The 25,270-nt window shown below is 31.7% G+C and carries 21 protein-coding genes, 5 pseudogenes and 1 other annotated feature; of the genes and pseudogenes, 17 read left to right on the top strand and 9 right to left on the bottom strand.

Features of this window, described 5'->3' with window-relative positions; genetic code table 11:
* Window positions 1-233: 233 nt before the first annotated feature.
* From splB to DN393_RS13490, 3 genes are all read right to left on the bottom strand, one after another.
* Window positions 234-1,262 carry a spore photoproduct lyase gene (splB, locus tag DN393_RS13500; protein WP_098101535.1) on the bottom strand — a complete coding sequence of 343 codons (1,029 nt, stop codon included), beginning with the start codon at window positions 1,260-1,262 and terminating at the stop codon, window positions 234-236.
* A complete protein-coding gene (locus DN393_RS13495) occupies window positions 1,259-1,522 on the bottom strand; it encodes a transcriptional regulator SplA domain-containing protein (RefSeq protein ID WP_064475375.1) in 264 nt (87 codons plus the stop codon). Before DN393_RS13495 ends, splB begins: the two co-directional genes overlap by 4 nt.
* A gap of 162 nt (window positions 1,523-1,684) precedes the next feature.
* On the bottom strand, window positions 1,685-1,858 hold the full coding sequence (locus tag DN393_RS13490; RefSeq protein ID WP_000354585.1) for a hypothetical protein: 174 nt from the start codon (window positions 1,856-1,858) through the stop codon (window positions 1,685-1,687).
* A 257-nt stretch (window positions 1,859-2,115) separates the two neighbouring features.
* Here DN393_RS13490 and DN393_RS13485 point away from each other — a divergent pair, with 257 nt between their 5' ends.
* Window positions 2,116-2,478 (top strand): carboxymuconolactone decarboxylase family protein, encoded by a 363-nt coding sequence (locus DN393_RS13485; protein ID WP_149173579.1) that lies wholly within the window; start codon window positions 2,116-2,118, stop codon window positions 2,476-2,478.
* A gap of 119 nt (window positions 2,479-2,597) precedes the next feature.
* Here the strand turns inward: DN393_RS13485 and DN393_RS13480 are convergent, their stop codons facing one another.
* Both DN393_RS13480 and DN393_RS13475 read right to left on the bottom strand, forming a co-directional pair.
* Entirely contained in the window at window positions 2,598-3,053 is a 456-nt protein-coding gene (locus DN393_RS13480; RefSeq protein WP_088046698.1) for a TspO/MBR family protein, read from the bottom strand.
* A gap of 347 nt (window positions 3,054-3,400) precedes the next feature.
* Window positions 3,401-4,282, bottom strand: a complete 882-nt coding sequence (locus tag DN393_RS13475; RefSeq protein WP_098101538.1) for a protein kinase domain-containing protein — start codon at window positions 4,280-4,282, stop codon at window positions 3,401-3,403.
* Window positions 4,283-4,409: 127 nt separating this feature from the next.
* On the opposite strand from DN393_RS13475, the gene DN393_RS13470 reads away from it, so the two are divergent.
* From DN393_RS13470 to DN393_RS13430, 9 genes and pseudogenes are all read left to right on the top strand, one after another.
* On the top strand, window positions 4,410-4,922 hold the full coding sequence (locus DN393_RS13470; RefSeq protein WP_098101539.1) for a GrpB family protein: 513 nt from the start codon (window positions 4,410-4,412) through the stop codon (window positions 4,920-4,922).
* Between the two features lie 171 nt (window positions 4,923-5,093).
* The gene (locus tag DN393_RS13465; protein ID WP_098101541.1) at window positions 5,094-6,083 is read left to right on the top strand and encodes a zinc-binding dehydrogenase; all 990 of its coding nucleotides are present in this window, start codon (window positions 5,094-5,096) and stop codon (window positions 6,081-6,083) included.
* Window positions 6,084-6,344: 261 nt separating this feature from the next.
* A complete protein-coding gene (locus DN393_RS13460) occupies window positions 6,345-6,944 on the top strand; it encodes an undecaprenyl-diphosphatase (protein ID WP_064475381.1) in 600 nt (199 codons plus the stop codon).
* A 297-nt stretch (window positions 6,945-7,241) separates the two neighbouring features.
* Window positions 7,242-9,380 (top strand): penicillin-binding protein, encoded by a 2,139-nt coding sequence (locus DN393_RS13455; RefSeq protein ID WP_098101542.1) that lies wholly within the window; start codon window positions 7,242-7,244, stop codon window positions 9,378-9,380.
* Window positions 9,381-9,556: 176 nt separating this feature from the next.
* Window positions 9,557-9,815 (top strand) — a binding site (T-box leader).
* A gap of 65 nt (window positions 9,816-9,880) precedes the next feature.
* Window positions 9,881-11,119, top strand: coding sequence for an MFS transporter (locus DN393_RS13450; protein WP_098625474.1), 1,239 nt, complete (start codon window positions 9,881-9,883; stop codon window positions 11,117-11,119).
* 123 nt (window positions 11,120-11,242) lie between these two features.
* Window positions 11,243-11,348, top strand: a pseudogene (locus tag DN393_RS32405) (penicillin-binding protein); the annotation flags it as partial.
* Window positions 11,349-11,370: 22 nt separating this feature from the next.
* Window positions 11,371-11,580: pseudogene (locus tag DN393_RS13440) on the top strand (GNAT family N-acetyltransferase); the annotation flags it as partial.
* Window positions 11,581-11,837: 257 nt separating this feature from the next.
* Complete coding sequence (locus DN393_RS13435; RefSeq protein ID WP_064475384.1) at window positions 11,838-12,344, top strand: DUF3189 family protein; 507 nt, start codon at window positions 11,838-11,840, stop codon at window positions 12,342-12,344.
* A gap of 200 nt (window positions 12,345-12,544) precedes the next feature.
* Entirely contained in the window at window positions 12,545-13,351 is an 807-nt protein-coding gene (locus DN393_RS13430; protein WP_064475385.1) for a DegV family protein, read from the top strand.
* 134 nt (window positions 13,352-13,485) lie between these two features.
* Here DN393_RS13430 and DN393_RS13425 read toward each other — a convergent pair whose 3' ends face one another.
* The gene (locus DN393_RS13425; protein ID WP_064475386.1) at window positions 13,486-14,058 is read right to left on the bottom strand and encodes a DJ-1/PfpI family protein; all 573 of its coding nucleotides are present in this window, start codon (window positions 14,056-14,058) and stop codon (window positions 13,486-13,488) included.
* 584 nt (window positions 14,059-14,642) lie between these two features.
* Between DN393_RS13425 and DN393_RS13420 the strand changes: the two genes are divergently transcribed.
* The 3 genes from DN393_RS13420 to DN393_RS13410 all read left to right on the top strand — a co-directional run bounded on the left by DN393_RS13420 (window position 14,643) and on the right by DN393_RS13410 (window position 18,308).
* On the top strand, window positions 14,643-15,866 hold the full coding sequence (locus DN393_RS13420; protein ID WP_064475387.1) for a methyltransferase domain-containing protein: 1,224 nt from the start codon (window positions 14,643-14,645) through the stop codon (window positions 15,864-15,866).
* Window positions 15,867-15,978: 112 nt separating this feature from the next.
* The gene (locus DN393_RS13415) at window positions 15,979-17,283 is read left to right on the top strand and encodes an MFS transporter (protein ID WP_064475388.1); all 1,305 of its coding nucleotides are present in this window, start codon (window positions 15,979-15,981) and stop codon (window positions 17,281-17,283) included.
* 515 nt (window positions 17,284-17,798) lie between these two features.
* Window positions 17,799-18,308, top strand: coding sequence for a DUF7018 domain-containing (lipo)protein (locus DN393_RS13410; protein ID WP_064475389.1), 510 nt, complete (start codon window positions 17,799-17,801; stop codon window positions 18,306-18,308).
* 198 nt (window positions 18,309-18,506) lie between these two features.
* Here DN393_RS13410 and DN393_RS13405 read toward each other — a convergent pair whose 3' ends face one another.
* Complete coding sequence (locus DN393_RS13405) at window positions 18,507-19,205, bottom strand: hypothetical protein (RefSeq protein WP_064475390.1); 699 nt, start codon at window positions 19,203-19,205, stop codon at window positions 18,507-18,509.
* Window positions 19,206-19,714: 509 nt separating this feature from the next.
* On the opposite strand from DN393_RS13405, the gene DN393_RS13400 reads away from it, so the two are divergent.
* Together DN393_RS13400 and DN393_RS13395 are read left to right on the top strand one after the other, a co-directional pair.
* Complete coding sequence (locus tag DN393_RS13400) at window positions 19,715-20,515, top strand: GNAT family N-acetyltransferase (RefSeq protein ID WP_149173578.1); 801 nt, start codon at window positions 19,715-19,717, stop codon at window positions 20,513-20,515.
* 45 nt (window positions 20,516-20,560) lie between these two features.
* Window positions 20,561-21,240 (top strand): annotated as a pseudogene (locus DN393_RS13395) (glycerophosphodiester phosphodiesterase family protein).
* 258 nt (window positions 21,241-21,498) lie between these two features.
* Here the strand turns inward: DN393_RS13395 and DN393_RS13390 are convergent.
* A complete protein-coding gene (locus tag DN393_RS13390) occupies window positions 21,499-21,960 on the bottom strand; it encodes a DUF2306 domain-containing protein (RefSeq protein ID WP_064475393.1) in 462 nt (153 codons plus the stop codon).
* Between the two features lie 174 nt (window positions 21,961-22,134).
* On the opposite strand from DN393_RS13390, the gene DN393_RS13385 reads away from it, so the two are divergent.
* Complete coding sequence (locus DN393_RS13385; RefSeq protein WP_149173577.1) at window positions 22,135-22,665, top strand: DUF4269 domain-containing protein; 531 nt, start codon at window positions 22,135-22,137, stop codon at window positions 22,663-22,665.
* Window positions 22,666-22,708: 43 nt separating this feature from the next.
* Here DN393_RS13385 and norG read toward each other — a convergent pair.
* Window positions 22,709-24,142: pseudogene (gene norG, locus DN393_RS13380) on the bottom strand (efflux pump transcription regulator NorG).
* A 147-nt stretch (window positions 24,143-24,289) separates the two neighbouring features.
* Here norG and DN393_RS13375 point away from each other — a divergent pair.
* Window positions 24,290-25,204 (top strand): annotated as a pseudogene (locus tag DN393_RS13375) (DMT family transporter).
* Window positions 25,205-25,270 lie beyond the last annotated feature (66 nt).

Genomic DNA, 25,270 nt, shown 5'->3' with positions numbered 1-25,270 from the left:
TGAGGTAAGAGTTCTATTGCATTTGTAAAAGCAAATTAAGCCTATGTGTATGTGAAGAAAAAACAAAAACCGCCCTTGATGAGACGGCTTTTTAACTAATAAACCTATTAAAAAAATTTAGGATTTGAATTTTCAATGTTTCTAAAGGGTGCGGTGCATTAGCACCATATTCTTTTGTTTTTGGGGTGAGTAATTTCTTAGATTAGTGAAGAAAAGAACGTTGTTCTTTCTTTTTATGTAAAATATTCTAACTTGGCATTAGGAAAGAACTGTTTCATATAGGAATACAGATAATTTTTTATATCCTCTTCTTCTTCTTTTTGATAAATGTATTTTCCGATGCCATATTTCCCCCATTTATATCTTCTTTTCTCTTCATCTAATTCTAATTTTGTCATCGGGTAGTTTTTTTCAATCACCCTCTTAGCTGGCTTTGTAAAACGATGTTGAATAAATTCAAATGTAATATCATCCCGAGCATCAAGAGGTAATTCAGCATTTAGGCGTTCAAACATATGATAGTATCCATCCTGCCAGCCTTCATGAAGGTAAATAGGGGCTACAATGAAACCAAGAGGATAGCCTGCTCTAGCTACTTTTCCTGCTGCTTCAATTCGTTTGGCTAAGGAAGAAGTTCCTGGTTCAAAGTTTTTAATCACATAATCAGCGTTTACACTAAAGCGAAATCTTGTCTTTCCATTATGTTTAGCATCAAGTAAATGATCTACATGGTGGAATTTCGTAACAAACCTCAATTTACCATATTCCGATTCTCCAAAATGCTCGATGGCCCGTTTAAGAGTATGCGTTAAATAATCGATTCCTACAATATCTGAAGTACACGACGCTTCAAATCTTGTTAATTCAGGTGCACGCTCCTCCATATATTTGTCAGCAGCATCTAAAATTTCTTCAACATTTACATACGTTCGTATATATGGCTTACTTCCCATCGTTGTTTGTAAATAACAATAATGACAATGTCCCATACATCCTGTTGCAAAAGGAATTGCATACTCCGCTGAAGGTTTGGAAGTATCAAATTTCAGCGTTTTTCTAACACCAACAACAAGTGTAGATTTTGCTACTCGATACTTTTGAAAATCGTTATCGCCTGGTAAATCTCTTACTTGATTATGGGAAGTAGTATGTCGAATTTCAACATCCATCTTTGAAAACTTCTCAAACAGCTCTTTCCCCAAAGGATAATCTAAAGCTTTAGGTTCAAAATATACAAGCTTAGGCATAAATGGTTTATTCATTCCAACATCCCCTCTGAAATATCACCATAATAGTAAGTGTACGCTTGGTTTGCCTCATCTTCGGTAGCATATACAGCCATTTCATTTGTTAGTGGATAATACGTTTCATAAAGAAATAATGCTAATTCATTAGGTCTTTCAGGGTTATTTACAACTGCCGCAGCTTGTATATTAGCTACGTCTTGAGTATGGGGATTTCGGTAAAAAATATAGACAATGTCACCAGCATGATATGTTTTACTTTCAGAAGAAAATTCCATTCTATCACCTTTTCATTTTGTATAATTCAATGTACAGATTTTTACTTTCTAATTTTCCTGTAGTGTAACCATTTAATTTCATTAATAAGATTACGTCATACAAACACAATTAATAATTGCACTACCAAAAAGGCAAGCATATATCAATGCTTGCCTTTCGTTCTAACGACGATGTTCAACAAGATCAATTACACCTAAAACCACGTGAGCTAAACCAAAACCAAATACTGTATTTGCAATCATTTTATTAGTTCCACGAGTTTGTTTAAGAGCATAACCTGCTGCTGTCACTGCTGTACCTAGAGCTGTTGGAATTAATCCTTCACGAATGTCCACAGTGATGCCTCCTTGTATCGTAGTTAGTAATAAATTTGTTTCAATCCTTTGAAGTAAAGCGTTGAAACAAGTATTAGTATTTTTCTTTTTAGTAAAATTATGTGGAGTTTTTATGAATAAGTATTTCGGATTCATTACAGCAATAGAGAGTGAAGAAAATATAACCTGTTTTCTATTACCAATTATGAGTAATCAAAACTGTTTAGGCCCATACTAATCTGTGTTTAATACATGATAGATATGAAGTTGAATATAAAATGGAACATAAAGGTAAAAATTCAATAGAAGATGCATTACTTCAGTACAAATATGGTTTGGGAGTATTTGCTGAGAAGATGCCGAAACCTACTGAACAATTTAATTCATTTACGGAAGAGTGCTTTAAAGATGGTGCGCTATCAAAAAAGAAAAAACAATTGATTGCATTAGGTATTAGTCTTTATTCACAGGTTGAGTATTGTATTATTTATCATACAAAGGGATGTTTTGATCAAGGAGCTTCTGAACAAGAAATACTAGAAAGCATTGGTGTAACGGCAGCATTTGGCTGTGGCCCTACTATGAGTCAAGCAGTCACACTTGTTCAAAAATGTATAGAAGAACTAAAGAATATGAATTAATTAGAATAGAATTGATTGCATGAAAGTTTAGCTTTTTTATTTCTAAAATGTTTTTTTATTAATTGGCAAACATGAAAAAACTTGAGCATTTTTGGTTATGCTCAAGTTTTTATAAGATATTAATTCATACTAAAAATCGTCCAGGATAAGTATGTAGCAAATGCAGACCATAAAAAATATGGGATGAATAAGTAAGTTGATATCTTAGATAATTTCAAAGAAAAGACAATTAGTAACAATGTGGTAATTGTGATTAAAAAACAATCTATTGTTGCTAAAAATAAATTCTTTTGGCTAAATTGAAAATAACTGAACGCTTGATTGCAGATATAATTTAAAAGAAATAGGAACCAATATAGTTTTTGATGAAGCCCATACCTGTTATAAATAATTGTAATTGATAATGCAATAAGCCCATATAAAAAAAACCAAACAATTCCGATTATCATACCAGAAGGAGTCCAAGGTGGTTTTTGCAGGGCATCATACCAAACACGATCGATAGGGAATAAAATACTGGAAAGATAAAATAAACCATATGTGAGTAAGAATATCATGATACTAGATTTTTTCATAAACATTCTCCTTATTATATAGAAGATTACAGAACTCTATACAATAGTATGTCCTTCCAACAAATACAATTATTATATTCAATATGTACATAGGTATTTTTGTTGAAATTATTTAGCATTAGGATCTACAGAGAAAAGAGGCTGGAGGATATAATTGCAAAGGATGTTGTATTTAAAAGGTTTAGTAATAGAAGAAATAAAAAAGTGCTAACAAGTTTGCAAACGAACTTGCTAACACCTATACAAAATAGACTTAACCAAGTAGACAGTACTAATATGCAATATTCATGAAAGCATCTATGTTATACATGATTATAGTAGAAACTTTATGTTTTTAATAATATTGGTTATATATTTTCAGCATTTGCCACGTTTATCCACTCTTCATAAAATACTTTAACTGATTCATATCGTTCAGCTCGGCTTTCATTTACAGCACGATACGCTATTTCATATAAATCCCTACTTGCTTCCCATTTTGTAAAGGAACGATCTTTTCCACCTCCTAAAATTTCGAAAGCCATCGCCCCCATATTAAATACATTTGTTCTTGCATCAATCATAGCGTTTAGCTCAAATTCTTCAGGAGACATAAAACGCGAGGAACCCCATAATCTTCCCATTTTATTCACGTATGGTTTTTTAGAATATAAATCAATATCACAAATCTTCGTCTTATTTGTATGAAAATTATATAAAATACTACCGTCATAAAAATCTATTGCTACATAGTTTTCCTTTTCGACATATGTATGGAAAGAAAACATAGAATTTAAGGATTGAATTCGCTCCAAAACAGATAAATGCTTATATTTATAATAAGGAGAGTTTGGATTTTTATATTTCTCAGGAGGCGGGAAACTCCAATGTGAATGAAGACATTCGCCATCAAACCAATCAAAAATTAAGACATATCCAGATTGAACGGGAAAATGTTCAATTAATTGTATAAGTGATTCATGCTTTAATTCTTCATATAAGGAAACTGAATTTTTTAATCTATCAATTGCATCGCCGGTCTTTCCGTTATATGCAATTGTATGTGCCCCTGCATATTTAATAAATTTCTTATGCCCATCTCTTACTACACCAAAAGATAGATTTCCTGAATCTTGCTGGTCAAAAACCGCAAATACGGTTCCTAATTTCATAAGCCAATCAAAATTATGATATTTTTTTAATTGGAATGTTACTTGATTTAATTGAATTTCAACTGGAATATCTTTCATAATATACCTCACATTTATTATAATTAAGTTGTATATTTCAGTATTCGACATATTTTGTAAAAATCCTATGTTAATTACATTAAATTTTACAAATATAATAATAAATACTTATAAAAGGGTGAACAATATGGAACAACAAATCGTTATTAAACCATATCAAAAAGATTGGTATGAAGAGTATTTAATAGAAAAGGAGAAATTTATTTCATTATTTGGAGGAGAATGTATTGCTATTGAACACATAGGGAGCACATCTGTACAAGGATTAGGAGCGAAACCTCTAATTGATATGATGATTGGCGTAACGGATTTACAAATTACTGAAAAGAGGATTGAAGATTTATTAAAAATTGGATATGAGTATGTTCCAAAAGAAACACCTAATCGACGTTTTTTTAGAAAAGGAAAATGGAGAGCTGGTACCCATCATTTGCATGTTTATATTTATAATAGTGACGAATGGAAAAACAATCTTTTATTTCGAGACTTTCTAATAAAACATGAATGGGCACGTAAAGAATATAGAGAATTAAAAGAGAAACTTGCAGCTACATATCCTTTTGATCGTGTTTCATATACAAAGGAAAAGGCACCGTTTATTCAAAGAATTTTAGAATTGGCCAAAACTCAAAAAAACTAAAATTACAGATTCTTATCTAAAAAATTTTAAAAACCCCTTCCTACGTTATTTATAGGGAGGAATTTTTTCTTTTGTCATAACGATATACATTATTTCTAATTATTGGAGACGGATTATTTTATTTATTTCGATATTTCTAGTACATTGAAAATATTAAGGGGGAATTAAACAATGAAAGCTATTGTACATCAATATAAAAAAGGGATAGAAGGATTAGAATATAAATTTTCATCTGAAACAAATCCTAATGCTGGTGAAGTAAAAGTAAAGTTAAAAGCTGCAGGATTAAATCATAGGGATTTATTTATTATAAACAATAGAAAAGAAATGGAGCTGCCGTTAGTAATAGGGTCAGATGGTTCAGGAATTGTTATAGAAATCGGAGAAGGTGTTTCAAATAATTTATTAAATAGCGAGGTTATTATAAATCCTAGCATTGGATGGGATAATATTGCTGAAATACCTGAGTTACCAGAGGTGTTAGGTGGACCGAAAGATGGTACGTTTGCTGAATATGTGATTGTACCAGCTGAAAATGTAGTGGCAAAACCGTCATATCTTACTTGGGATGAGGCTGGAGTTTTATCTTTATCGGCATTAACAGCATATAGAGCGCTTTTTACAAAAGGTAGATTGAAGTGTGGAGAACATGTTTTAATTCCGGGAATAGGCGGCGGTGTAGCGACATTTTCCATGTTATTTGCGAAAGCAATTGGTGCAAAAGTGATTGTTACTTCAAGGGTAGCGACTAAAAGACAGCTTGCTGAAAAATATGGCGCAGACATTTCTTTTAATAGTTCTGGAAATTGGGAAGAGAGTTTACGCGGAGAGAAAGTAGATTTAATAATTGATAGTATAGGTCCAGCAACATTTTTACAATATTTTGATGTATTAAAACCAAATGGGAGAATTGTTAATTTTGGTGCTAGCTCAGGAGATAAAATTGAATTACCTTTACGAGCATTATTTTATAATCAAATCGATATTATGGGGACATCTATGGGTAGCCGTGAGGAATTTAATGAAATGATTAAGTTTATAGAGAAATATAAAATTAAACCAATTATTGATAAAGTTTATTCGTTAGAAGAAGCCATTCAAGCGTTAAGCCGTATGGAACAGGGCGAACAGTTCGGTAATATCGCTCTACGTATGGAATAAAAATATGATTTAATAACCTATGTTTTTATATGAATATGTTATGTAATATATACACTTATAGTTTGTGAATCATTTGATTTAAAAGGTTTTTCCACCCTATATATTTTTAATACATGTAAATAGTTACATAATTGTCAAATGAAAAATAGTAAAATGAATAAATTGAAAATCTAAATGTGTGTAAATATTGTATACTGTGTAAATCAAGTAAACTTGTAACTTAATTTCAAGTAAAACAAGAAATTGTAAGGAGAGAGTAATGTGAATTACACAGTATTTCAATGGATAAACAATTTAGCAGGTACATCTGCGCTCTTAGATAAGGCAATGATTGCTATTACAAATAGCGCTGCATATGTGGCTATTCTATTCATGTTTATCTTATGGTTTCATAACGGAAAGAAAGAGAATGCGATAAGAAAACAATATACAGTGTTGTATACGACACTTTCAGTAATAATTGCATTACTAGTAAATGTTTTTATTCATGTAGTATATTATCATCCACGTCCTTTTGTATCATATGAAGTGAATCAATTAGTACCTCATGCAGAAAACTCATCATTTGTTAGTGATCATTCTGTACTTGTATTATCGATTGCATTCACTTTTATGCTTAGAGGAGAAAAGTTAAGATATATTGCATTTTTATGGGCGGTTTTAGTTTGTATATCTCGTTTGTATGTAGGTGTTCATTTTCCTTTAGATGTAATGGGTGCAGCTGTAATAACGATTATAACAAGCAGTTTATTATTGCAGAAAAAACGTATATTTGAACCAATCGCAAAACTTGTTTTCAAAATGTATGCACTCGTAGCGAAACGAATTCCTTTTCTAAAGAAATATAACCATGTAGCTTAAATTTCATAATTAATCTTATAGATTAGGCAAAAAATCCTCCTTTGGAAATCCAGAGGAGGATTTTTTGTTGTATACAAGTGAATAGATTACTTCCAACAAAATTAAAAGAATGAATATTCTTAAATTTCACGTACTGTATTTTAAGTATGTAAATAAAATTACAATAACAACAACTAGTTTTGCATTGTTTTAAAGGAATTAAAAAGAAAACTTCGAAACATATAGTATCGAAAACAAAAATCACATATTTTAAAGCGCATCTTTGTATGTATCAATTAATAGAGAAAGGAGATAAACATGCATAAACTTCAAACGAATAAAGGCGCGCGGTATTTTATGGTTGCTTTTATTGTTTTGTTTCTTATTATGCTTTTGCGTTTTTTCTATATTCAGGCAGTAGGAGTCCTGCATAATGTGGATGTAAAGGATCTAGCAAATGAACAACATAATAAAAATGGTGTATTGGAAGCAAATCGTGGCACGATTTATGATCAAACTGGAAAAGTGCTAGTCCAAGATTCCACAACGTATCGTGTTGTTGTGAATTTAAAAGGAAAAGAAAACGTGAAAAATAAAGATGAAACCGCAGAACAATTAGCTGCCGCGCTTGAAATTGATAAAGAGGACGTACTAAAAAATTTTCACGAGGGACGTACGCAAGTTGAAATTGGAAAAGTTGGTCGGAATTTATCTAGAGAAGTGAAGGAAAAAATAAAACAATTAAAAATCCCTGGTGTATCCTTTATGTCAGAGAAAGCCAGAGTATATCCAAATGAAGATTTTGCATCCTATATACTTGGTTTTGCTAGACCAGATGATAAAGGAAATACAGAAGGAAAATTTGGACTTGAAAAAAGTCTAGATAAATATTTGCGCTCTACAAATGGGAAAATAGAATATGTGGGCACGCAAGGGGGGATTCCGCTTACGAATGATATAGGAAAAGTAGAAGCCGCTAAAAATGGAAATAACGTATACCTTACGCTTGATAAACAAATTAATGGTTTTTTAGAAGAAGCAATGAACAAGGCACAAGAACACTATGATCCTTCTATGTTAGTAGGAATCATAGCGGATCCAAAGACAGGCAAAGTTTTAGCGATGTCTAGTAAACCTAGTTTTAACCCCAATAAAGGTGATATCGAGTACTTTTTAAATGATCCAATCGCAAATGCATACGAACCCGGTTCAACAATGAAAATATTTACGTTAGCTGCTGCAATAAATGAAGGGGTATATAACGGGAAAGAATATTTCCAATCTGGAAAATATTCAGTTGGTTCATCTGATATAAAAGATCATAACGGTGGGTTTGGATGGGGATCTATTACATTTGATGAAGGCTTCGAAAGATCATCCAACGTAGCTTTTTCTATTTTAGAAGATCAGTTATTGAAACCGGATAAATTTAAGCAATATATGAATAAATTTGGATTCAACCAAAAAACCGGAATAGATTTACCTGGCGAAAGTAAAAACACATTATTATTAAATACACAAATTCAACAAGTCACAACTTCTTTCGGACAAGGTTCTACAGTAACTCCCATCCAATTAATCCAAGCAGCTACTGCTATAGCAAATGACGGAAAAATGATGCAACCATATATCGTTGACAAAGTTGTAAATCCAACAAACAAACAAGTTATTATGGAAAATCAACCGAAAGAAATTGGGAATCCGATAAAAAAAGAGACAGCGGACAAAGTAAGAGACTTAATGGAGCGTGTTATTACGTCTTCAAAAGGTACTGGTACAATGTATAAAGTGGATGATTATCCAATAGGAGGTAAGACCGGAACAGCGCAAATTCCGAATCCTGAAAATGGACGATATATGGAAGGGAAAGAAAATTATATTTTTTCATTTTTAGGTATGGCTCCGATTGATGACCCAGAGTTAATTGTATACTTAGCTATTAAACAACCAAAGTTAAAGGGAGACGAGTATGGAGCTCAGCCGCTTGCTGAAATATTTAAACCAGTTGTGAAAAATAGCCTTGAATATTTAAAGGTGAAACCATATACAGAAAAACAAATGGTAGATGCAACGAAACGATCCCAATTAAAAGTACAAAACTATGTCAATCAATCAATGGATACAGTAGAGAATAATGTAAAAAAAGAGAAGCTTCAACCGATAATTTTAGGCGAAGGAAAAATAATAAAACAATATCCGCAATCTGGTGAAGTAATGAGTGAAGGGGATCGTATATTTTTATTAGGGAAGAACGCAATAATGCCAAATTTACAAGGTTGGTCAATGCGTGATGTTATGTATTTCTCTAAATTATTAAAATTAGATTTAAAAACTACAGGTACGGGCTATGTAACGAGTCAGAGCATTGAAAAGGGAGAAGATATACAAGAAGGCGATGCATTAATCCTAGAATTGGAACCACCGTTACAACCGTTAGCAGAGGCGAATACAAACTGATTCGGACAAAGTGAAGGGTCTATATACAATAGGCTCTTTTTTTTATAGATTTAAGTAATTTCACGCACCGTAATTTTTTTAAAAAATAATAAATGAGAGAATCAACAGTGACACTTCGTAAATATCTGATTATTTTATATTTACAGTTAACGTAACTTGTGATATTATGGAAAAAATTAAATGTAGTGAAGAGAAGAGTAAATAAAATGAATTTTTCACAGAGAGCTCTATTTAGCTGAAAAGGAGCAAAAATTCTTTATTGAACCAAGCCTCTGAGCAGCACATCGGAACCTTTTATTAGGGGATAGTGTGACGGGAGCTCCCGTTATAGGGCTATGGTATAAGCATGTAATAGAATGCAGTACCTGATAAGGTTAATATGGCGACATATTAACAAACTAGGGTGGCACCGCGATGATAAATCTCGTCCCTAAGACTAAAAGTCTTGGGGGTGGGATTTTTTTATTGTTTTAAAACAATTTGGAAAGCGGGGGCCTAAAATGAAAAACACACTTAAAGATTGGAAATATCCTTTATTACTACTGTCTGGAGTTGGTATTGCGAATTTAGGGGCATGGATTTACTTAATAGCACTAAATGTACTTGTCTATAATATGGGGGGATCAGCCTTAGCTGTTGCTACTTTATATGTAATTAAACCATTAGCCGCTTTATTTACAAACGCTTGGTCAGGAAGTATGATTGATCGTTTAAATAAACGGAAGTTAATGATTCATCTCGATATATATCGTGCGGTATTTATCGCTATTTTACCTCTACTTCCATCACTTTGGTTTGTTTATGTATTCGTATTCTTTATAAGTATGGCCAGTGCGATTTATGAGCCAACTGCTATGACGTATATGACAAAATTAATTCCCGTGGAGCAAAGACAACGTTTTAACTCATTACGTAGTTTAATAGGGTCTGGTGCATTTTTAATTGGTCCAGCGATAGCGGGAGTATTGTTAATAGCAAGTACACCGGAGTTTGCTATATATATAAATGCTATAGCATTTCTCATATCAGGAGTAATTACATTGCTGTTACCTAATCTTGATAAAAAATCCGATATTCATACGTCAAATGACAAGCTATCTCTAGCTGTACTAAAAAAAGATTGGAACATCGTTTTAAATTTTAGTAAAAAATCTTTATATATCGTTTTTATCTACTTCTTATTTCAAGGAATGATGGTTTTAGTTGCCGCAAATGATTCACTTGAATTATCATTTGCGAAAGAAGTTTTATTGTTAACAGATAGTGAATATGGCTTTTTAGTTAGTATCGCTGGAGCTGGGTTTATTTTAGGAGCCATAACAAATACAATTTTATCAAAAAAATTAACACCATCATTTTTAATTGGAATAGGATCATTATTCATTGCAATCGGTTATTTAATTTATGCTTTTTCAAATGAATTTTTAATAGCGACTATCGGATTCTTTATTTTATCTTTCTCTATGGCATATGCAAATACGGGATTTTATACTTTTTATCAAAATAATATACCTGTCCATATCATGGGACGGATTGGGAGTATATATGGACTTGTGATTGCGGGCATCACCATTTTAATTACGATATTGTTCGGAGTTGCCACTCAATTTATTTCTATACAACTTGTGGTTATTGTAGGCTCATTAGTAATGTTACTTATAACTATCATATTGTGTGTGTTTACTTTATTGCCATCACAGTCTAAGATGTATTCCTCTGAGTCAATCAATTCGAAATAGTTCTCTTGGTTTTGATTTATGGTATTCAATAGGAGGGTTCACCCTCCTATATATGAAAATATAAGAAAGGTGAACAATATTGATAAACAAGGGTGGTTTTTGTAATGAAAACAAAAGATCAAATTTGCACCTGGAAGTAAGTTTCACTACAACAATGCAGGTTTTATCATACTGGGATTAATAATCGAAGAACAGACAGACAGGACTTGAATTTACGGAATATATAGAAAAAACATATTCAATCCAATTAGTATGAAAAGAACGGATTTGTAAACGTAGATTCATATTTACACGTATACTCGGATCATAAAGACGAGATAAAAGGTGTCATGAAAAGTAATATAGATCAGCTATATCCAGTTCAAACATTTGCTCATTATACAGGTGAAAATAAAGAAGACATAAGAAAACAATTTAAACGAGTTCATGATTGTTTTTGTTTCGAAAAGTATTTTAACTAACAGTTCATACAGGTTAATAGATATGTTTGTTTTGAATAAAGATGCTAACAGATGTACGAGTCAAACGTACGTCTGTTTATTTTTATTAATAATGCTTACGACTATTACATTGTGTACCGTAATAAATAGATGATAGTATAATCGAAAAATATATAATGAATTAACAAAAAAATTGTAAATACATTCATCCTTTGTTTATCAATGCTGTGAACGGTAATACTAAATAACATTGAACTTTTACAACAAGGAATGATAATATGATATTTATTTACACAGATTTCGGCGGAACACATTCAACTTCACTTGCTGCAGCTTATCATTTAAATAAATTACCAACGGATCGTAAGTTAACGAAAGAAGAAATTTTGAATGTAGATTACTTTAATAAATTGAAAACAGAGGATATGGGGAAAATTATTTTTCATGGAATAGACGAGAATGGTAATCCGGTTTATACAATTGGATGCGGCGCATCAAAAGTTGTTGTACCTGCGATGAAGCATTTAGGAGAGATTCTGCAAAAACATTATCAAAGTCATGAAAAGATTATTTTTTCTAATACATCACCAACAGTACCTATACCAATGACTTTCGGTGGTCTGTTTTCTAGAAGGTTCCACATTGACTTTATCGGTGTACCGTTACTTGTATGGGGAGCAAAACTTTGCTGTGATAACATACAAAGACTTGTTAGTTATACGAAAGAAGCTGGCCAATTGACGAACGATTATGTTGTAATTTTAGATAATGAAACTTTTAAATAATGTATGATAAGAAGAAAATCGGGCAAATACTTCGATTTTCTTCTTTTTTTGGTGAAAATGACAAAAAATATTCACATTTAATATCCATCTACTATAGCCAAAACAATAAAGTCCTGTTACTATTACAGGGATATTCTCTTTTCGTAACGTAAATATATAGAAAAGTCAGAAAAGAGGAATTGAATTAAGGGAGGAACAACATGAAGCGTGTTGCTTGGATTACTGATAGTACAACTGCGAGTTTTAAAACAGAAGGAGATAACTTTGTTATCCCAATTGAAGTTATTATTGATGGTGTGTCGTACAAAGATTGTGAAGAAGGTGTGCGTGAGCGCGTTTATAATGCTTTGAACGAAGGTAAAACTGTCACTACATCACAGCCTAACATAGGGGAAATGGTAGATTTATTTTCGAAATGCAAAGAAGAATATGAAGAGGGATTTGCAGTTGCTATTAGCGGAAAAGTAAGTGGAACTTATCAAAACATGAAGTTAGCTGCAGACATGGCAGGTTTCCCATTAACGGTATTGGATAGTGAAACAACAAGTTATCCAATGGATGAACTAATTAGAAAAGCGAAATCGTTATACAATGATGGTATGACGTTACAAGATATACACAAAACATTAGTAAATGAAAAAAGAAGACCTTTCCACGTATTCCCGAAAAGTTTAAAAGGCCTTTACGCAAGTGGACGTGTAAAGGGAGTTCAATTTTTACTTGGAAGTTTATTAAGTGTTAACTTAATATTAGAAGTAAAAGGTGGAGAACTTTTACTTGAAAAGAAAGTTCGCAAAATCCAAAAATGTCGAGAATACATTAAAAATGAGCTTGAAAAAGAATTACCAAAAGTACTTCATATGTTCCATGCTAACGATAAAGATGGAGCTGAAGAATGGATTTCAGATATTAGACAAGCATTCCCTGAAATGGACTTTAAATTATATCCATTACCAATTTCATTTGCGGTTCATGCAGGTGAAGGTACAATAGCAATTAGTTATTAAGATGAAAACCCGTGAATGATTCGCGGGTTTTTTATTTAATTAAATTGAAATTGGAGGCATATTACATCGCTATCAAGCAAAAAAGATCATTTTATCATTTTTGGGAGCAACCAATCCCCCAATTTGATTTGAAATTAAAAATATAAACCTTTGCCTACTGGCTGAACAGTTTCTAGCACAGTATTGACCATTTCTTCATTGATTAGGTTCCTTATAATCCAAGCTGAGAGATCTTGAGCTGCAAAACAGCCTGCAGCAGTCGAAATATTTCCTTCGTTCACGAAACTTTGTTCAATAACGTCCACATCAAATTCTTTAAGCTGTTCTACTGCGGATGGATATGTAGTGGCTTTTTTACCTGTTAGCAATTTTTTAGCTCCTAGTAGTAATGAACCAGAACACATAGATCCTATTAATTGTCTTTGAGGATTTACATGAATACTATTAAGATACTCTTGATTTGTATATAAATTTTGTACACCCTTACCACTTGCAAATATTACAGCGTCAGCAGACGGAATATCAGATATGCTTCCTGTCATGGGAATACGTAAGCCAGACATGGATATATGAGTTTTTCCCGTTCCTAATAGTTGAACGTCCCAATCAGAAATACCGCCAACTAAACGTACACGATTTAATAAATCCCATGGTAGAAAAACATCTATATCAGTAAAGTTATCAAAACAGACTATTGCAATTTTCATTTTCTAATCCACCCCTTACTGTTGTTACCAGTGCCAATTAACTTTTCTAATAAAACAATTCCTTTAACATTTGATTCTAATTCCATAAGTATATCCCCTTATTTACAAGATGAACTTCTCCTGTTTATGTTCTATATTAAGTTATAAATCCCTATATATTTCATGCATTTGAAAAAGGTGTTAGCAATTTTTTAACTCACCCAAACATATAAATCAATTAAATCTTCTGCTTAGTTTCTACCGATTCGTTCTACAAAACCAACATTTTTAGCAATAACTTTGTAAGGTATTTGGAAATGAGAATCTTTAACTTTCTCGAGCAAGTTGGTGTAATTCATCACATACAGAAATAGAAATAATAGTGTCATCAGAATAGTAGTCCTGCTCCACGGGTTAAATAAAGGAGAAGTGATGATATCCGTTTACATGTATATTTTATTAAATAAAAAATTATATACTTACAAAATATGTGGCATTGAAATATCCTATACATACCTTAAATTTTGTTGTATAGAGAGATAAAAGGATTTTTAAAGATAAAAATAGAAATCTATATAAAAATATATACAAATGGTAGGGATGTTATGAAAATTGGTAAGTTTGGAGAAGTAAATAACATAAGTATTGATACAATTAGACATTATATGGATCTTGGCCTCATTATTCCTGAAAAAAAGGGCGGTCACAATTTTTTTGACGAGTATTGTCAAACAGATTTAGAGCTTATATTACATTACAAAGAGCTAGGTTTTAGCTTGAATGAAATTAAAGAACTATTTTTTTATAAAAATTTAGCGAAATCTATGAATTACAAAAAAGATACTTTTTACCAATCTTTATTTAAATTGAAATATGACCAGATGGAACAGGAAATAGAACTTTTGGAGAAGAGACGGGATAAATTAAAGGAAGTGTTACATGATTTATTATTAACAAATGAAACTTCGAATTCAATTATAGGGATAGATTTAAACGTACTTCATTTGCTTACATGTTCTAAGTGTAGTAAAAAACTAATTCTTCAAGATGGAATTATTAATAACAATCAAATTACTGAGGGGAGGTTACTTTGTAATTGTGGTGAAGAATACATTATTACTTCAGGAATTATAAATGCTGGTAAATCATTTAAAGCAAATGAGCGAACGTCACTTGAAGATACTATTTCGGATTATATTCATGAAACTGATAATGCGTATTTGGAAAATATGCATAGGGAAGGGGAATGGGCGAAAAAGAAACTAATACATTTAAATTTAAATAACAAATTAATACTGGATTTAGGATCGGGACTTGGATTCTTTTTGAGAAACATTTATGAAGAACTTCCCGAAGATTGCCTATACATTGCAGTGGATCGAGATTTAAATAAACTTTTATTTTTAAAAGATGTATTAGCGAGAAGAAATCCGAAAAGAAACATCCTCTTTATCTGTGCTGATTTTTTGAATATCCCTATTCAGAATCAGTCAGTTGATATTGTAATTGATCATTCTGGTACGAGCAATTATAGTTTTGAGCATGAGGATTTTTTACTTCGCGAATTAAATCCACTCTTTAAAACGGATTGTTATTTAGTAAGTTTATTTATTTTATTTAAAAATTTCAGCTCAAATAGCCAAATTACAAATAACTTTCGAGAAAATTTTACACTTTCAAAAGTAACGAAAGAAATCCAAAATCTACACTTTCAATCCATCGATGAAAGTACTTCAAATTATTTGAAACGAGGAGGAAAGTACGAGGATTTCTTTGTTCAAGGAGAAGAAATTTATACATATTCATTTTTCGGAAAAAGATGGGGTTAACCCCATCTTTTATTTATTTTCCCTGAAAACTTTTCAAATAGTACATATTGCTATTGGGTTGACCCAAGAACTTACAATGTACGTAACACAAAATTAGGCAGGGGGAAAAGTGATGGGAAGTTTACGATTACATATAGAAAATAAAAAAAGAAACCAAGAACTAAGAAATATTTGTTTATATTCAATTGCAAAAACAGTATCAATATTCGGTAGCTCTATGTATAGTTTCGCACTAGGATTATATGTTTTACACATAACTGGATCTGCGTTAAATTTCGCAATTACGCTCATATTAGGAACGATTCCAATGATTGTTATGAATCCATTTGCTGGTGTAATCGCTGATAAGGTTGATAAAAAGAAACTAGTTGTTTGTATGGATTTACTAAGTGGGTGCTTATTAGTAACTGTTTATATATTAAGCAGCTATTATGGATTAAACTTATTCATCATTTATACTACTACCTTTCTAATGACGGTCTTTACAACCTTTTTTGGAATAGGATTAGAGGCTGCAAAACCAAATATCGTCTCTAAAAAGAGGCTTATGAGTATTAATTCAATAAGTAAAATTATCGATTCTGTATCTTTAATACTAGGCCCTATGCTAGGGGGGATTGTTTTTGCAGTCTTTGATATTAAAACATTTATCATTATAAACGGTATTTCATTTATTCTTTCGGGTATATCCATATTATTTATTAACTTTAAATTGTTCGAGCAAAACATAAACGAGGAATGTTCTATGGGAGAAATTAATTTTATTAAAGATATAAAAGAGGGATACTCTTACTTAATTGAGAGGAAAAGCTTAAAGAATACGTTTAATATATTAATTTCCCTTAATTTTTTCTTAGGTTTTGCTGTAACTGTTCCATTACCATACATTATTAATACAGTTCTCAATCTGAGTCCTAAACAATTTGGTATAATTCAAGGGACTTTTCCAATAGGTATGATAGTGGGTGCAATATTAGTAAAAAAGATAACTGATCGTTTTTCTTATTCCTATCTATTGAAAAAAATAAGTTTTATGTTGGCGATTTTTATGATAGTTTCAGGTATCCCTGTTTTATTCAAAAGTATTGAAGTAAGTAATATTGTATTTGTTACTATGTATTGCGCTATTATGTTCTTTGTAGGGCTAACGATAGCATTAATCGATATCCCTTTAATTTATTTTATGCAAAAAGAGATTCCAGATGAATATAGGGGTAGAGTGCTTAGTATTGGATTAAGTATAGGTAAAATGATGCAGCCGATAGCGCTGGTATTATCAGGTCTATTATTAAATCATATTCCAGCCTACACGATTCCAATTGGAGGGGGCATCGTATTTCTTATTTTGAATAAAGTTTATTCAAATAAGTTGAATTTAGAAATTCATTCAAAAGAGTATAGTGTTGAACGTAATTAAATAATATCGAAAAAGCGCTGGATCATCATCTTGCGCTTTTCTATCGTAATTCCGTTGTTATTCCACTTATACACTTATCAATATTATCTTCTTCAATACCAATAAATAATCCTCATACTTTTAAATCGAGATTGTAGAAATATTGTTAGTTGTAGCATGTCTCTTCACTGAATACTTAGACAAAAAGGATCTTAAACGTTGAAAAATACATTAGGGAGAGTATTGAAAAAGCATACGGTGGGGGGGATTATCTACAACTATAATACATGTTATTATATGTTCATATTATTAAAAACCTAAATTTTCCATTAGAGAACAGGAAAGGAACTATTATTTACTTTATGCTAGTCAAATACAACACCTTTAAATAAGTTATAAATAAGAAAAGATGCAACTCTAATTTATATAACGTCTTAAGGTGCAATAAACAATATTCATAGAGTGAATAAATTAGGAAGACTAAAGAAAGAGTTGGAAGAAACGTAGATATAGTTTAAACAAAGGGGTAAATATTAATGAAACGTAAAATATTAACAGTAGTTTTACCAATTACATTAGCATTAGGAGTAGGTTGCAGTAAGGATGTCTCCGAAACAAAGAAAACTGATAGTATAAAAGTAGCAGAAGAAAAGCAAGATGATGGTAGATTAAAAAACGCACATGATTACAAAGAAAAGGTTAATGATGTAGCAAAAGAGTGGGTAAACCAGTATCAAGTTATATCAGATGTAATAGCAAAAGACCCTTCATTTGCTACTACAGAAAATGAGTTTAAAACAGAAATAGGTAATTTTAAGGTTGTAACACAGAAAATGAAAGAGATAAAACCACCTAAGAAATATGATGATTTACAAAAAGAGTTGTCTGATGCAATGTTAATGTACGAAGACTCTTTAACAGAAATGGTAGAAGGTTTAGATAAAGGTAACCCCGAAACAGTCACACAGTCTTCTAAACATATGGATGATGCTTTAAAGAAGATAAAGAAAACAATACAGACAATAAAAGAACTAAACGATAAATAGTAGTAATTAGGATATAGATTTCTATGAGATACAAAATTCTAACTATATCTACAAGGGATTCTTTTGCATAGTGATCAAGATTTCCGGGATATTCCAAGCTAATATAATGATTCCCTACAAAAAATAAGACAGTACACAATATTGATTTAAAGTAAAACTCAAATTATAAAAAGCGCAGGATAATCATCCTGCGCTTATCTATCGTAGTTCAGCTGTTTTTCTAATAACAATCTTATCAATATCATCTTCTTCATCACCGATAAATAAACCGCGTTCTTGTAAATACGCCTCAAAATATAAATCCGCTTCTGCACGTTCATCATATGGTTTTACAGATAGAACGAAACCTAATTTGTTTTGTTCCTCTAAATGAGAAGTGGAGATGTAGGCCGGTACATTGTGGCGTAAAAAGAGTTCTTTAACCGGAATAATCATATCTTTCATTAATTTCGTTAACATACCCATTTCAAACTCGAAATTAAAGCGATCTATGCTACATAAATCAGCGAATACTACACCGATAAAACCTGTATTAAATACTTCTTGATATTCTACTTCTTCGTTACCGTAAAAATTCTTTTCGATTAAATAATTTATAAAGTAAGAAACACCGTCACTTTGTTCAAATGGTTTCGTTGAAAGAACAAAGCCGATTTTCTTTTGTTTATGTAAATACACACATGACATGTATGCTGAAATGTTATGTTCTTTAAATAGAGAACTTGTTGCTCCAGAGAGGCCATCAAGTACGTGATGAACAATTTGAAGTTTTTTACGAGCGAAATAATAGGATTTCTTTTGTAACTCCAATGTATCAATAAAGACAGAGCCAATAAAGCCTGTATTTGAAATAATAGGTGTTTGCTTTTTTCTTCCTCTGCGCTTTGCTTGAGCCATTGTAAAAATCATCCCTTCATGTACAATTAAAATAAAAAAGAACGTTTGTTCGTATATTTATATTTTACTATTAAAACACTCTAAAGTAAAGGGTTTTTGATGAAAAAATAACAAAAAAGACACCTGTAAAAGGTGCCTTAAACGCTGTAGGGAAGAGGGTTCATCCCAACTATTTATATTATGATACAGAAACGATCTCTTCTGTATCTTCTACATCTAAATGACAGTCCATAGTACGAACATCTTGATCTTCATGACTTCCGAAATAAATAGTAATTTTCATATGTATCGCTCCTTTATTCTAGGAATACCTAAAATAATTACTAGTAATGTTACTGTTTATTATATACCACTTTTTTCATTCCGACAACGTTATATCATTTTTAATTCTTTTAGAGGAAAAAAGAGTAATGTATAGAGATATTTTTATAGAAATAGATACATTTCTTATGTGTTATATTTAATACTGAAGAATTCGAAAACGAATTTTTATGAAAGGAGAAAAAAGAATGAATTATAAACAGTTACTAATAGATAACTTCACATATAAAACCTCATATATTGCGCGGCAGTTACATGGAATGAATGTAAAAGAAACGAAGGACTACATTGCTGTCGAATGTGGTTTACCGGCAGATACATTTAATATCATTACTATACTAAACAATAATTTAACGGAAGGTATTGAGAAACTATATAAAGTGGTAAACAACTATAATCAAAAGAAACTTCCAATGAGTGTTTGGTTTTGGGATGATAGGCATGAGCAGACTATAAAAAGCGTATTAATAAAACTTGGCTTAAAAGAAGCAGAACAAAATATCGCGATGGTAGCAGACTTAAAAACAATTCATCCAACAATAAACATGCCAGAAGGTTTTACGATACAAAAATCATCTTCGTCAGGACAAATTAAAAAGTTTGGGGAAACATTAGCTAATCTATTTGGTACATCAGAGGAAGGTACACATGTTCAAGCGTTCTACAATCAAACTGCTTCTTTCGATTTATGGAATAGTGAACAAATGAAACTGTACTTAGGATTTTATAAAGAAGAAGTCGTATCGGTTGGTTCATTAGTATGTACAAAAGATAGTATTGGTATTTATGATATAGCAACTAAAGTAGAATTGAGAGGGAAAGGGTTCGGCTCTGCTATGTTTAATTACTTGCTGCAAGAAGCAAAGGAATTGAAAGTTGCTCAATGCGTATTACAAGCTTCACCTGATGGCATTAATATTTATAAAAAGACTGGTTTTCAATCTGTAGGACAAATGACTGTTTTTGAAAATCGACATTTAATGGAATAAATCATCCAAGTCAAATTGCTTTCATGTAGGAGTTAAAACATCATTATGAAGAAGATATATATCGTTACAATCATTTGCACCTTTATGGTAATAGGTACTTTTGTTTTTCATAAAGCAAATGAACTTAAGTACACGAAAGCTATTAATCAATTAAATCATATAAAAAACATTGCACATAGAGGCGCTTCTGCGTATGCGCCGGAACATACAATAGCAGCGTATAAATTAGGGCAACAATTGAGAGGAGATTATATAGAAATTGATCTCCAAATGACAAAAGACGGACATTTAGTAGCTATGCATGATGAAACAGTAAACCGCACTACAAACGGTACGGGGCTAGTTAAGGAACATACATTAGAAGAAATAAAGCAACTTAATGCAGGTTCTTTTTTTAATGAAAAGCATCCAAGTTTAGCGAAGAAAGTCTGCAAAAGATTCATAGTTTAGATGTTAATATACCGCTAGTACAATTACTATCTTACAAAAAGGCAGCTCATTTAACTGAATTAGAGATAAAAAAGTATAAAACATACTGTATCGGTCTTGGGATGAACTATAAATATATTGATTCAGCTTATGTAAAGAGTATAAAGAAAAACGGATTAGAAGTTCATCCATTTACTGTAGATAATGAAACAGATATGAAAAAGTTACTTTTATGGGGAGTTGACGGGATGTTTACGAATTACCCGGATCGTTTACATTCGTTAGTTAAACTATAATAGTGTAATTATCACTGAACCAATAAAACAAGTACCCACAAGTATACAAAGATAGTTTATGGTTCAAATGGTAACATCATTGAATACATAGCGCCGATATTGAAATGAAATCCGAAAAAGAATCCAATATTTTTATTGGATTCTTTTTATTTAGCTCTAAGTGACGAACTTAAAGCAATATGAATTTGTTAATAAAATATTACATTGGGTATGATTTTTTGTAATTACCATCAGAAAGTAACGGAATTGTAATGAATTTTAACTACGCTTTTTATATTTTTTTGATACACTGGCTACGAGAGGAATACCGATTAATGTAGGTAAAAACCAAAACCATATAGGTGGCAGTAAATTTATTAAGGGAATATGAATACCGACGTTTACTAAAAGTGCAGTTACCGCACCTATATAAGAACCTAACATACCTCTAATATGGTGATGTAGCCAATTTCTCCAACGTTTTTTTCGTGCCAGGTAGCCATAAATCGCAAATGAATAAGAGAAAATTGCTACATAAAATAAATATGCGATTTGATCCCAGTTTATAATGGATAATATAATTGCAGTAAGGGTGATGACAACGTAGGATGCATGATATATTTCACCCCATTCCGTATGTTTTCCTTTCTTCTTTTGGGCAACCATCGCTACAATACCAGTGATTAAGCATATTGTTCCAAATAATATATGGATGGTTAAAAGAATGTTGAAAATGCTCATAATAATTCCTCCTTTTTTATTTTTATAGTATTGCAGTATAGGAGAAAAGTTGAAACATATTTTTTATCGACCTTAATATATTGAAATAAAGGTACTCCTAGAACAAATTTAAACGGACAAATTTTTCTTGGATATAGTGAGACACGTACTACGTGAAATGAAGGAGAGACTTCCATGTTTACATCTATTACATATTTACAATCAGGGAATGAAAAGCAACAAAAAGTGTATGATGTTTTGAATAAACTTAACATTATGGAGGATTTAACTTTGTATAGTCCGGTTCTTTGCGGGACAATTCCTATTAGAATTGATACTCTTCAATCTGACTTAGATATAGTAATGGAAGTACATAACTTTGATGTTTTTGAACAGGAAATGAGATCTTTATACGGTTCTTATAAAGGATTCAAAATAAAAAAGAAAAAAATTAAAACTACAGAATCGATAAAGGTAAATTTTGAGTTTGAAGGTTTTGAATTTGAATTATTTGCTCAGCCTAAGCCAGTACGTAACCAAAATGCATATAGACATATGATAGTAGAGCACATGTTATTAATGCAGCATCCCCATATAAGGGCAGAAATACTTCACTTAAAAGAGAGCGGTTTAAAAACAGAACCTGCTTTTGCTCAAGTATTAAATATTGACGGAGACCCTTATGACGAACTTATTTTATTGGGACAGGAAATGAGATTGTGGTAAATAAGATACATAAAAACTCCTCTATAGTAAAGAGGAGTTTTTGTTATGACATTAGCTTACGGATTAATTCACTCAACAATTTAATCCCGTTAGTCATTTGCTCTGGTGAAGCATATCCATATGATAAGCGAATGTACCGATCTGATTCTTCTTCATAAATACGTCCTGGGTTTAAAAGAATTCCATTTGATAGTGCCTCTGAAAATAATTTCTTCATCGGAATGCTAGGTACAACCTTTAGCCATATAAATAATCCGCCACTAGGAATATCCCACGATGCAATATCTGCGCAGTACTTATTTAAAGCTCGTATCATGATTTGTCTTCGTTCTTTTAGTTTAATTCTTACGTTTGCAACATGTTCTTCATAAAAACCTTTATTTATCCATTCAGCAGCAACTCTTTGGGATAATGAGCTGGATCCATAGTCTGTTTGCATTTTTATATCTGACAATCTATCAATTACAGGTTCTGGTCCAATAATCCATCCAATTCTAAGTCCAGGAGTAAGTGTTTTAGAGAGACTACCAACATACAATATATGTCCATGTTTATCTATCGACTTTAAAGGAGCTGGAGGTGGTTCATCAATCCATAACTCGCGGTAAATATCATCTTCAATAATAGGTAACTGTTCTTTTTCACATATTTTTAATATTTCTTTTCTTCGTTCTTGAGACATTAATATCCCTGTTGGATTTTGAAAACAAGGGATAGAATATAAAATATTTTTCTTTTGACTATATTTAATTCGTTTTAAAAATTCGTTAGGTAAAATACCGTGATGATCCATAGATATACCAGATAGATTTATATTTGCTGATTGAAATACATGAAGTGAATATAAGTAAGAAGGCTGTTCAAGTAAAACGGTTGATTCTCTATGCAAAAGACCAATTGATATTAATTGGAGTGCTTGTAATGCACCAGAGACGATTAATATAGAACTGGCTGATGTATGTATTCCGAATGATTTTACGTATTTACTAATTGCTTCACGTAACGGTAAAAAACCTTTTTGTTCTTCGTATCCAAAATACTCTAATTCCTCACATACGCTTTTCATAATCGTCGGCATAGTTTCTAGCGGGAAAAGTTGAGGCGCAAGTTCACCTTTACTAAGATGGATAAGTTTTTTATTTGCTTCTGCTTCATTGATTTCTCGTACTATTAACTTGCTAGGTTTATGAATACCGGCCTTTACATATTCACTCCAATCAGGCAGGGGATTCGTCGCTAATAATGACCATGTATTATTTGTTACAATTGTTCCTGCTCCAATTTTCCCTTGAATCAATCCATCTGCCATAAGTTCATCTAGCGCAGTTATTACAGTACTTCAATTTACATGAAATAATTTGGCTAACTGCCGTTGACTAGGAATCTTACTTCCAATAGGCCATTCTCCGTTTTCAATTTTTTCTTTCATATAGTCTACTATCTGCCGATATTTAGGCAGTTTTTTATTCGTTGTCATAAAAAAACTTCCTCGTTCACTTTATAAATGCCAAGTGGTTGGTTTTTACGATAAGTAACTGGTTGAAGACATTGTATCAACTATTAAATATGATGAAAAGAAATAATTGGTAATTATAAAGTGGTTGGTTTGAAGGGGGAGAAAAACATGAATTATAAAAAATGGGATTTTCGGATTATTTGTGCTCATGCTTTTACGATTTTTATATGGGGGACTGCCTTTCCGGCAATTCGTATGGGGCTTGAATCTTATACACCTGAGCATCTTACTTTACTACGTTTATTAATCGCTTCATTTATACTTCTGTTGTTTTCTTTTATTTACAAGTTACGGCTACCGGATTTAAAGGATATCCCAGCAATTTTTATGTTCGGTGCTTTAGGATTCACTTTTTATCACATTGCATTAAACTACGGCGAAAAAACAGTAAATGCTGGATCTGCAAGTTAAATTGTTTCAGTCACACCTATAGTAACGGCTATTTTTGCATCTGTTTTTTTGAATGAAAAAATGAAAATAAATGGTTGGATCGGTGGTGTAATTAGTTTTATAGGAATTGCTTTCATATCATTTAGTCAAGGAGATGCTATTCAATTGAATAGTGGAGGATTATTTATATTATTAGTAGCGATTTCAGAAAGCTTATTTTTCGTTTTCCAAATTTCTTACTTAAAAAAGTATGGTTTCTTGCCACTTACCATATATACAATTTTGTCTAGTACTGTATGTATGCTTATTTTCTTACCCGGAGTTTATCAAGAAATACTAGCAGCTCCTCTTGAAGTGAATATGAGTGTTATATTTTTAGGTTTATTTCCAACAGTACTCCCATATATCGCATTGGCATATATCATATCTCATTCTGGTGCTGCTGAGGCAACAAGTTCTCTATATTTAACTCCAGTAACTGCATGTTTTGTTGCTTGGATATGGTTAGGAGAAGTGCCAACTTTTGTTTCGATAATTAGCGGAGGGATTACTATACTTGGAATTGTGATTGCTCATATACCAGTATTAAGAAAAGAAAAACATAGGAATTTAGCAAATAATCAATCCGTATAATGTAATTCAATAATAATTTTATGATACTTTTTTATGTAATTTCCTTCTTATGTTGATAAATATAAT

The organism is Bacillus sp. BPN334 (assembly GCF_008368885.1).
Taxonomy (GTDB): domain Bacteria; phylum Bacillota; class Bacilli; order Bacillales; family Bacillaceae_G; genus Bacillus_A; species Bacillus_A wiedmannii.
Note: the sequence above shows the minus strand (reverse complement) of the source record. Positions and strands in the feature narration are given on the sequence as shown.

Bases quoted from the DNA above. Each gene is read 5' to 3' on its own strand.
- splB (WP_098101535.1), bottom strand. From the start codon at position 1,262: ATGAATAAACCATTTATGCCTAAGCTTGTATATTTTGAACCTAAAGCT.
- DN393_RS13495 (WP_064475375.1), bottom strand. From the start codon at position 1,522: ATGGAATTTTCTTCTGAAAGTAAAACATATCATGCTGGTGACATTGTC.
- DN393_RS13485 (WP_149173579.1), top strand. From the start codon at position 2,116: ATGGAACATAAAGGTAAAAATTCAATAGAAGATGCATTACTTCAGTAC.
- DN393_RS13480 (WP_088046698.1), bottom strand. From the start codon at position 3,053: ATGAAAAAATCTAGTATCATGATATTCTTACTCACATATGGTTTATTT.
- DN393_RS13475 (WP_098101538.1), bottom strand. From the start codon at position 4,282: ATGAAAGATATTCCAGTTGAAATTCAATTAAATCAAGTAACATTCCAA.
- DN393_RS13470 (WP_098101539.1), top strand. From the start codon at position 4,410: ATGGAACAACAAATCGTTATTAAACCATATCAAAAAGATTGGTATGAA.
- DN393_RS13465 (WP_098101541.1), top strand. From the start codon at position 5,094: ATGAAAGCTATTGTACATCAATATAAAAAAGGGATAGAAGGATTAGAA.
- DN393_RS13455 (WP_098101542.1), top strand. From the start codon at position 7,242: ATGCATAAACTTCAAACGAATAAAGGCGCGCGGTATTTTATGGTTGCT.
- DN393_RS13450 (WP_098625474.1), top strand. From the start codon at position 9,881: ATGAAAAACACACTTAAAGATTGGAAATATCCTTTATTACTACTGTCT.
- DN393_RS13435 (WP_064475384.1), top strand. From the start codon at position 11,838: ATGATATTTATTTACACAGATTTCGGCGGAACACATTCAACTTCACTT.
- DN393_RS13430 (WP_064475385.1), top strand. From the start codon at position 12,545: ATGAAGCGTGTTGCTTGGATTACTGATAGTACAACTGCGAGTTTTAAA.
- DN393_RS13425 (WP_064475386.1), bottom strand. From the start codon at position 14,058: ATGAAAATTGCAATAGTCTGTTTTGATAACTTTACTGATATAGATGTT.
- DN393_RS13420 (WP_064475387.1), top strand. From the start codon at position 14,643: ATGAAAATTGGTAAGTTTGGAGAAGTAAATAACATAAGTATTGATACA.
- DN393_RS13415 (WP_064475388.1), top strand. From the start codon at position 15,979: ATGGGAAGTTTACGATTACATATAGAAAATAAAAAAAGAAACCAAGAA.
- DN393_RS13410 (WP_064475389.1), top strand. From the start codon at position 17,799: ATGAAACGTAAAATATTAACAGTAGTTTTACCAATTACATTAGCATTA.
- DN393_RS13405 (WP_064475390.1), bottom strand. From the start codon at position 19,205: ATGGCTCAAGCAAAGCGCAGAGGAAGAAAAAAGCAAACACCTATTATT.
- DN393_RS13400 (WP_149173578.1), top strand. From the start codon at position 19,715: ATGAATTATAAACAGTTACTAATAGATAACTTCACATATAAAACCTCA.
- DN393_RS13390 (WP_064475393.1), bottom strand. From the start codon at position 21,960: ATGAGCATTTTCAACATTCTTTTAACCATCCATATATTATTTGGAACA.
- DN393_RS13385 (WP_149173577.1), top strand. From the start codon at position 22,135: ATGTTTACATCTATTACATATTTACAATCAGGGAATGAAAAGCAACAA.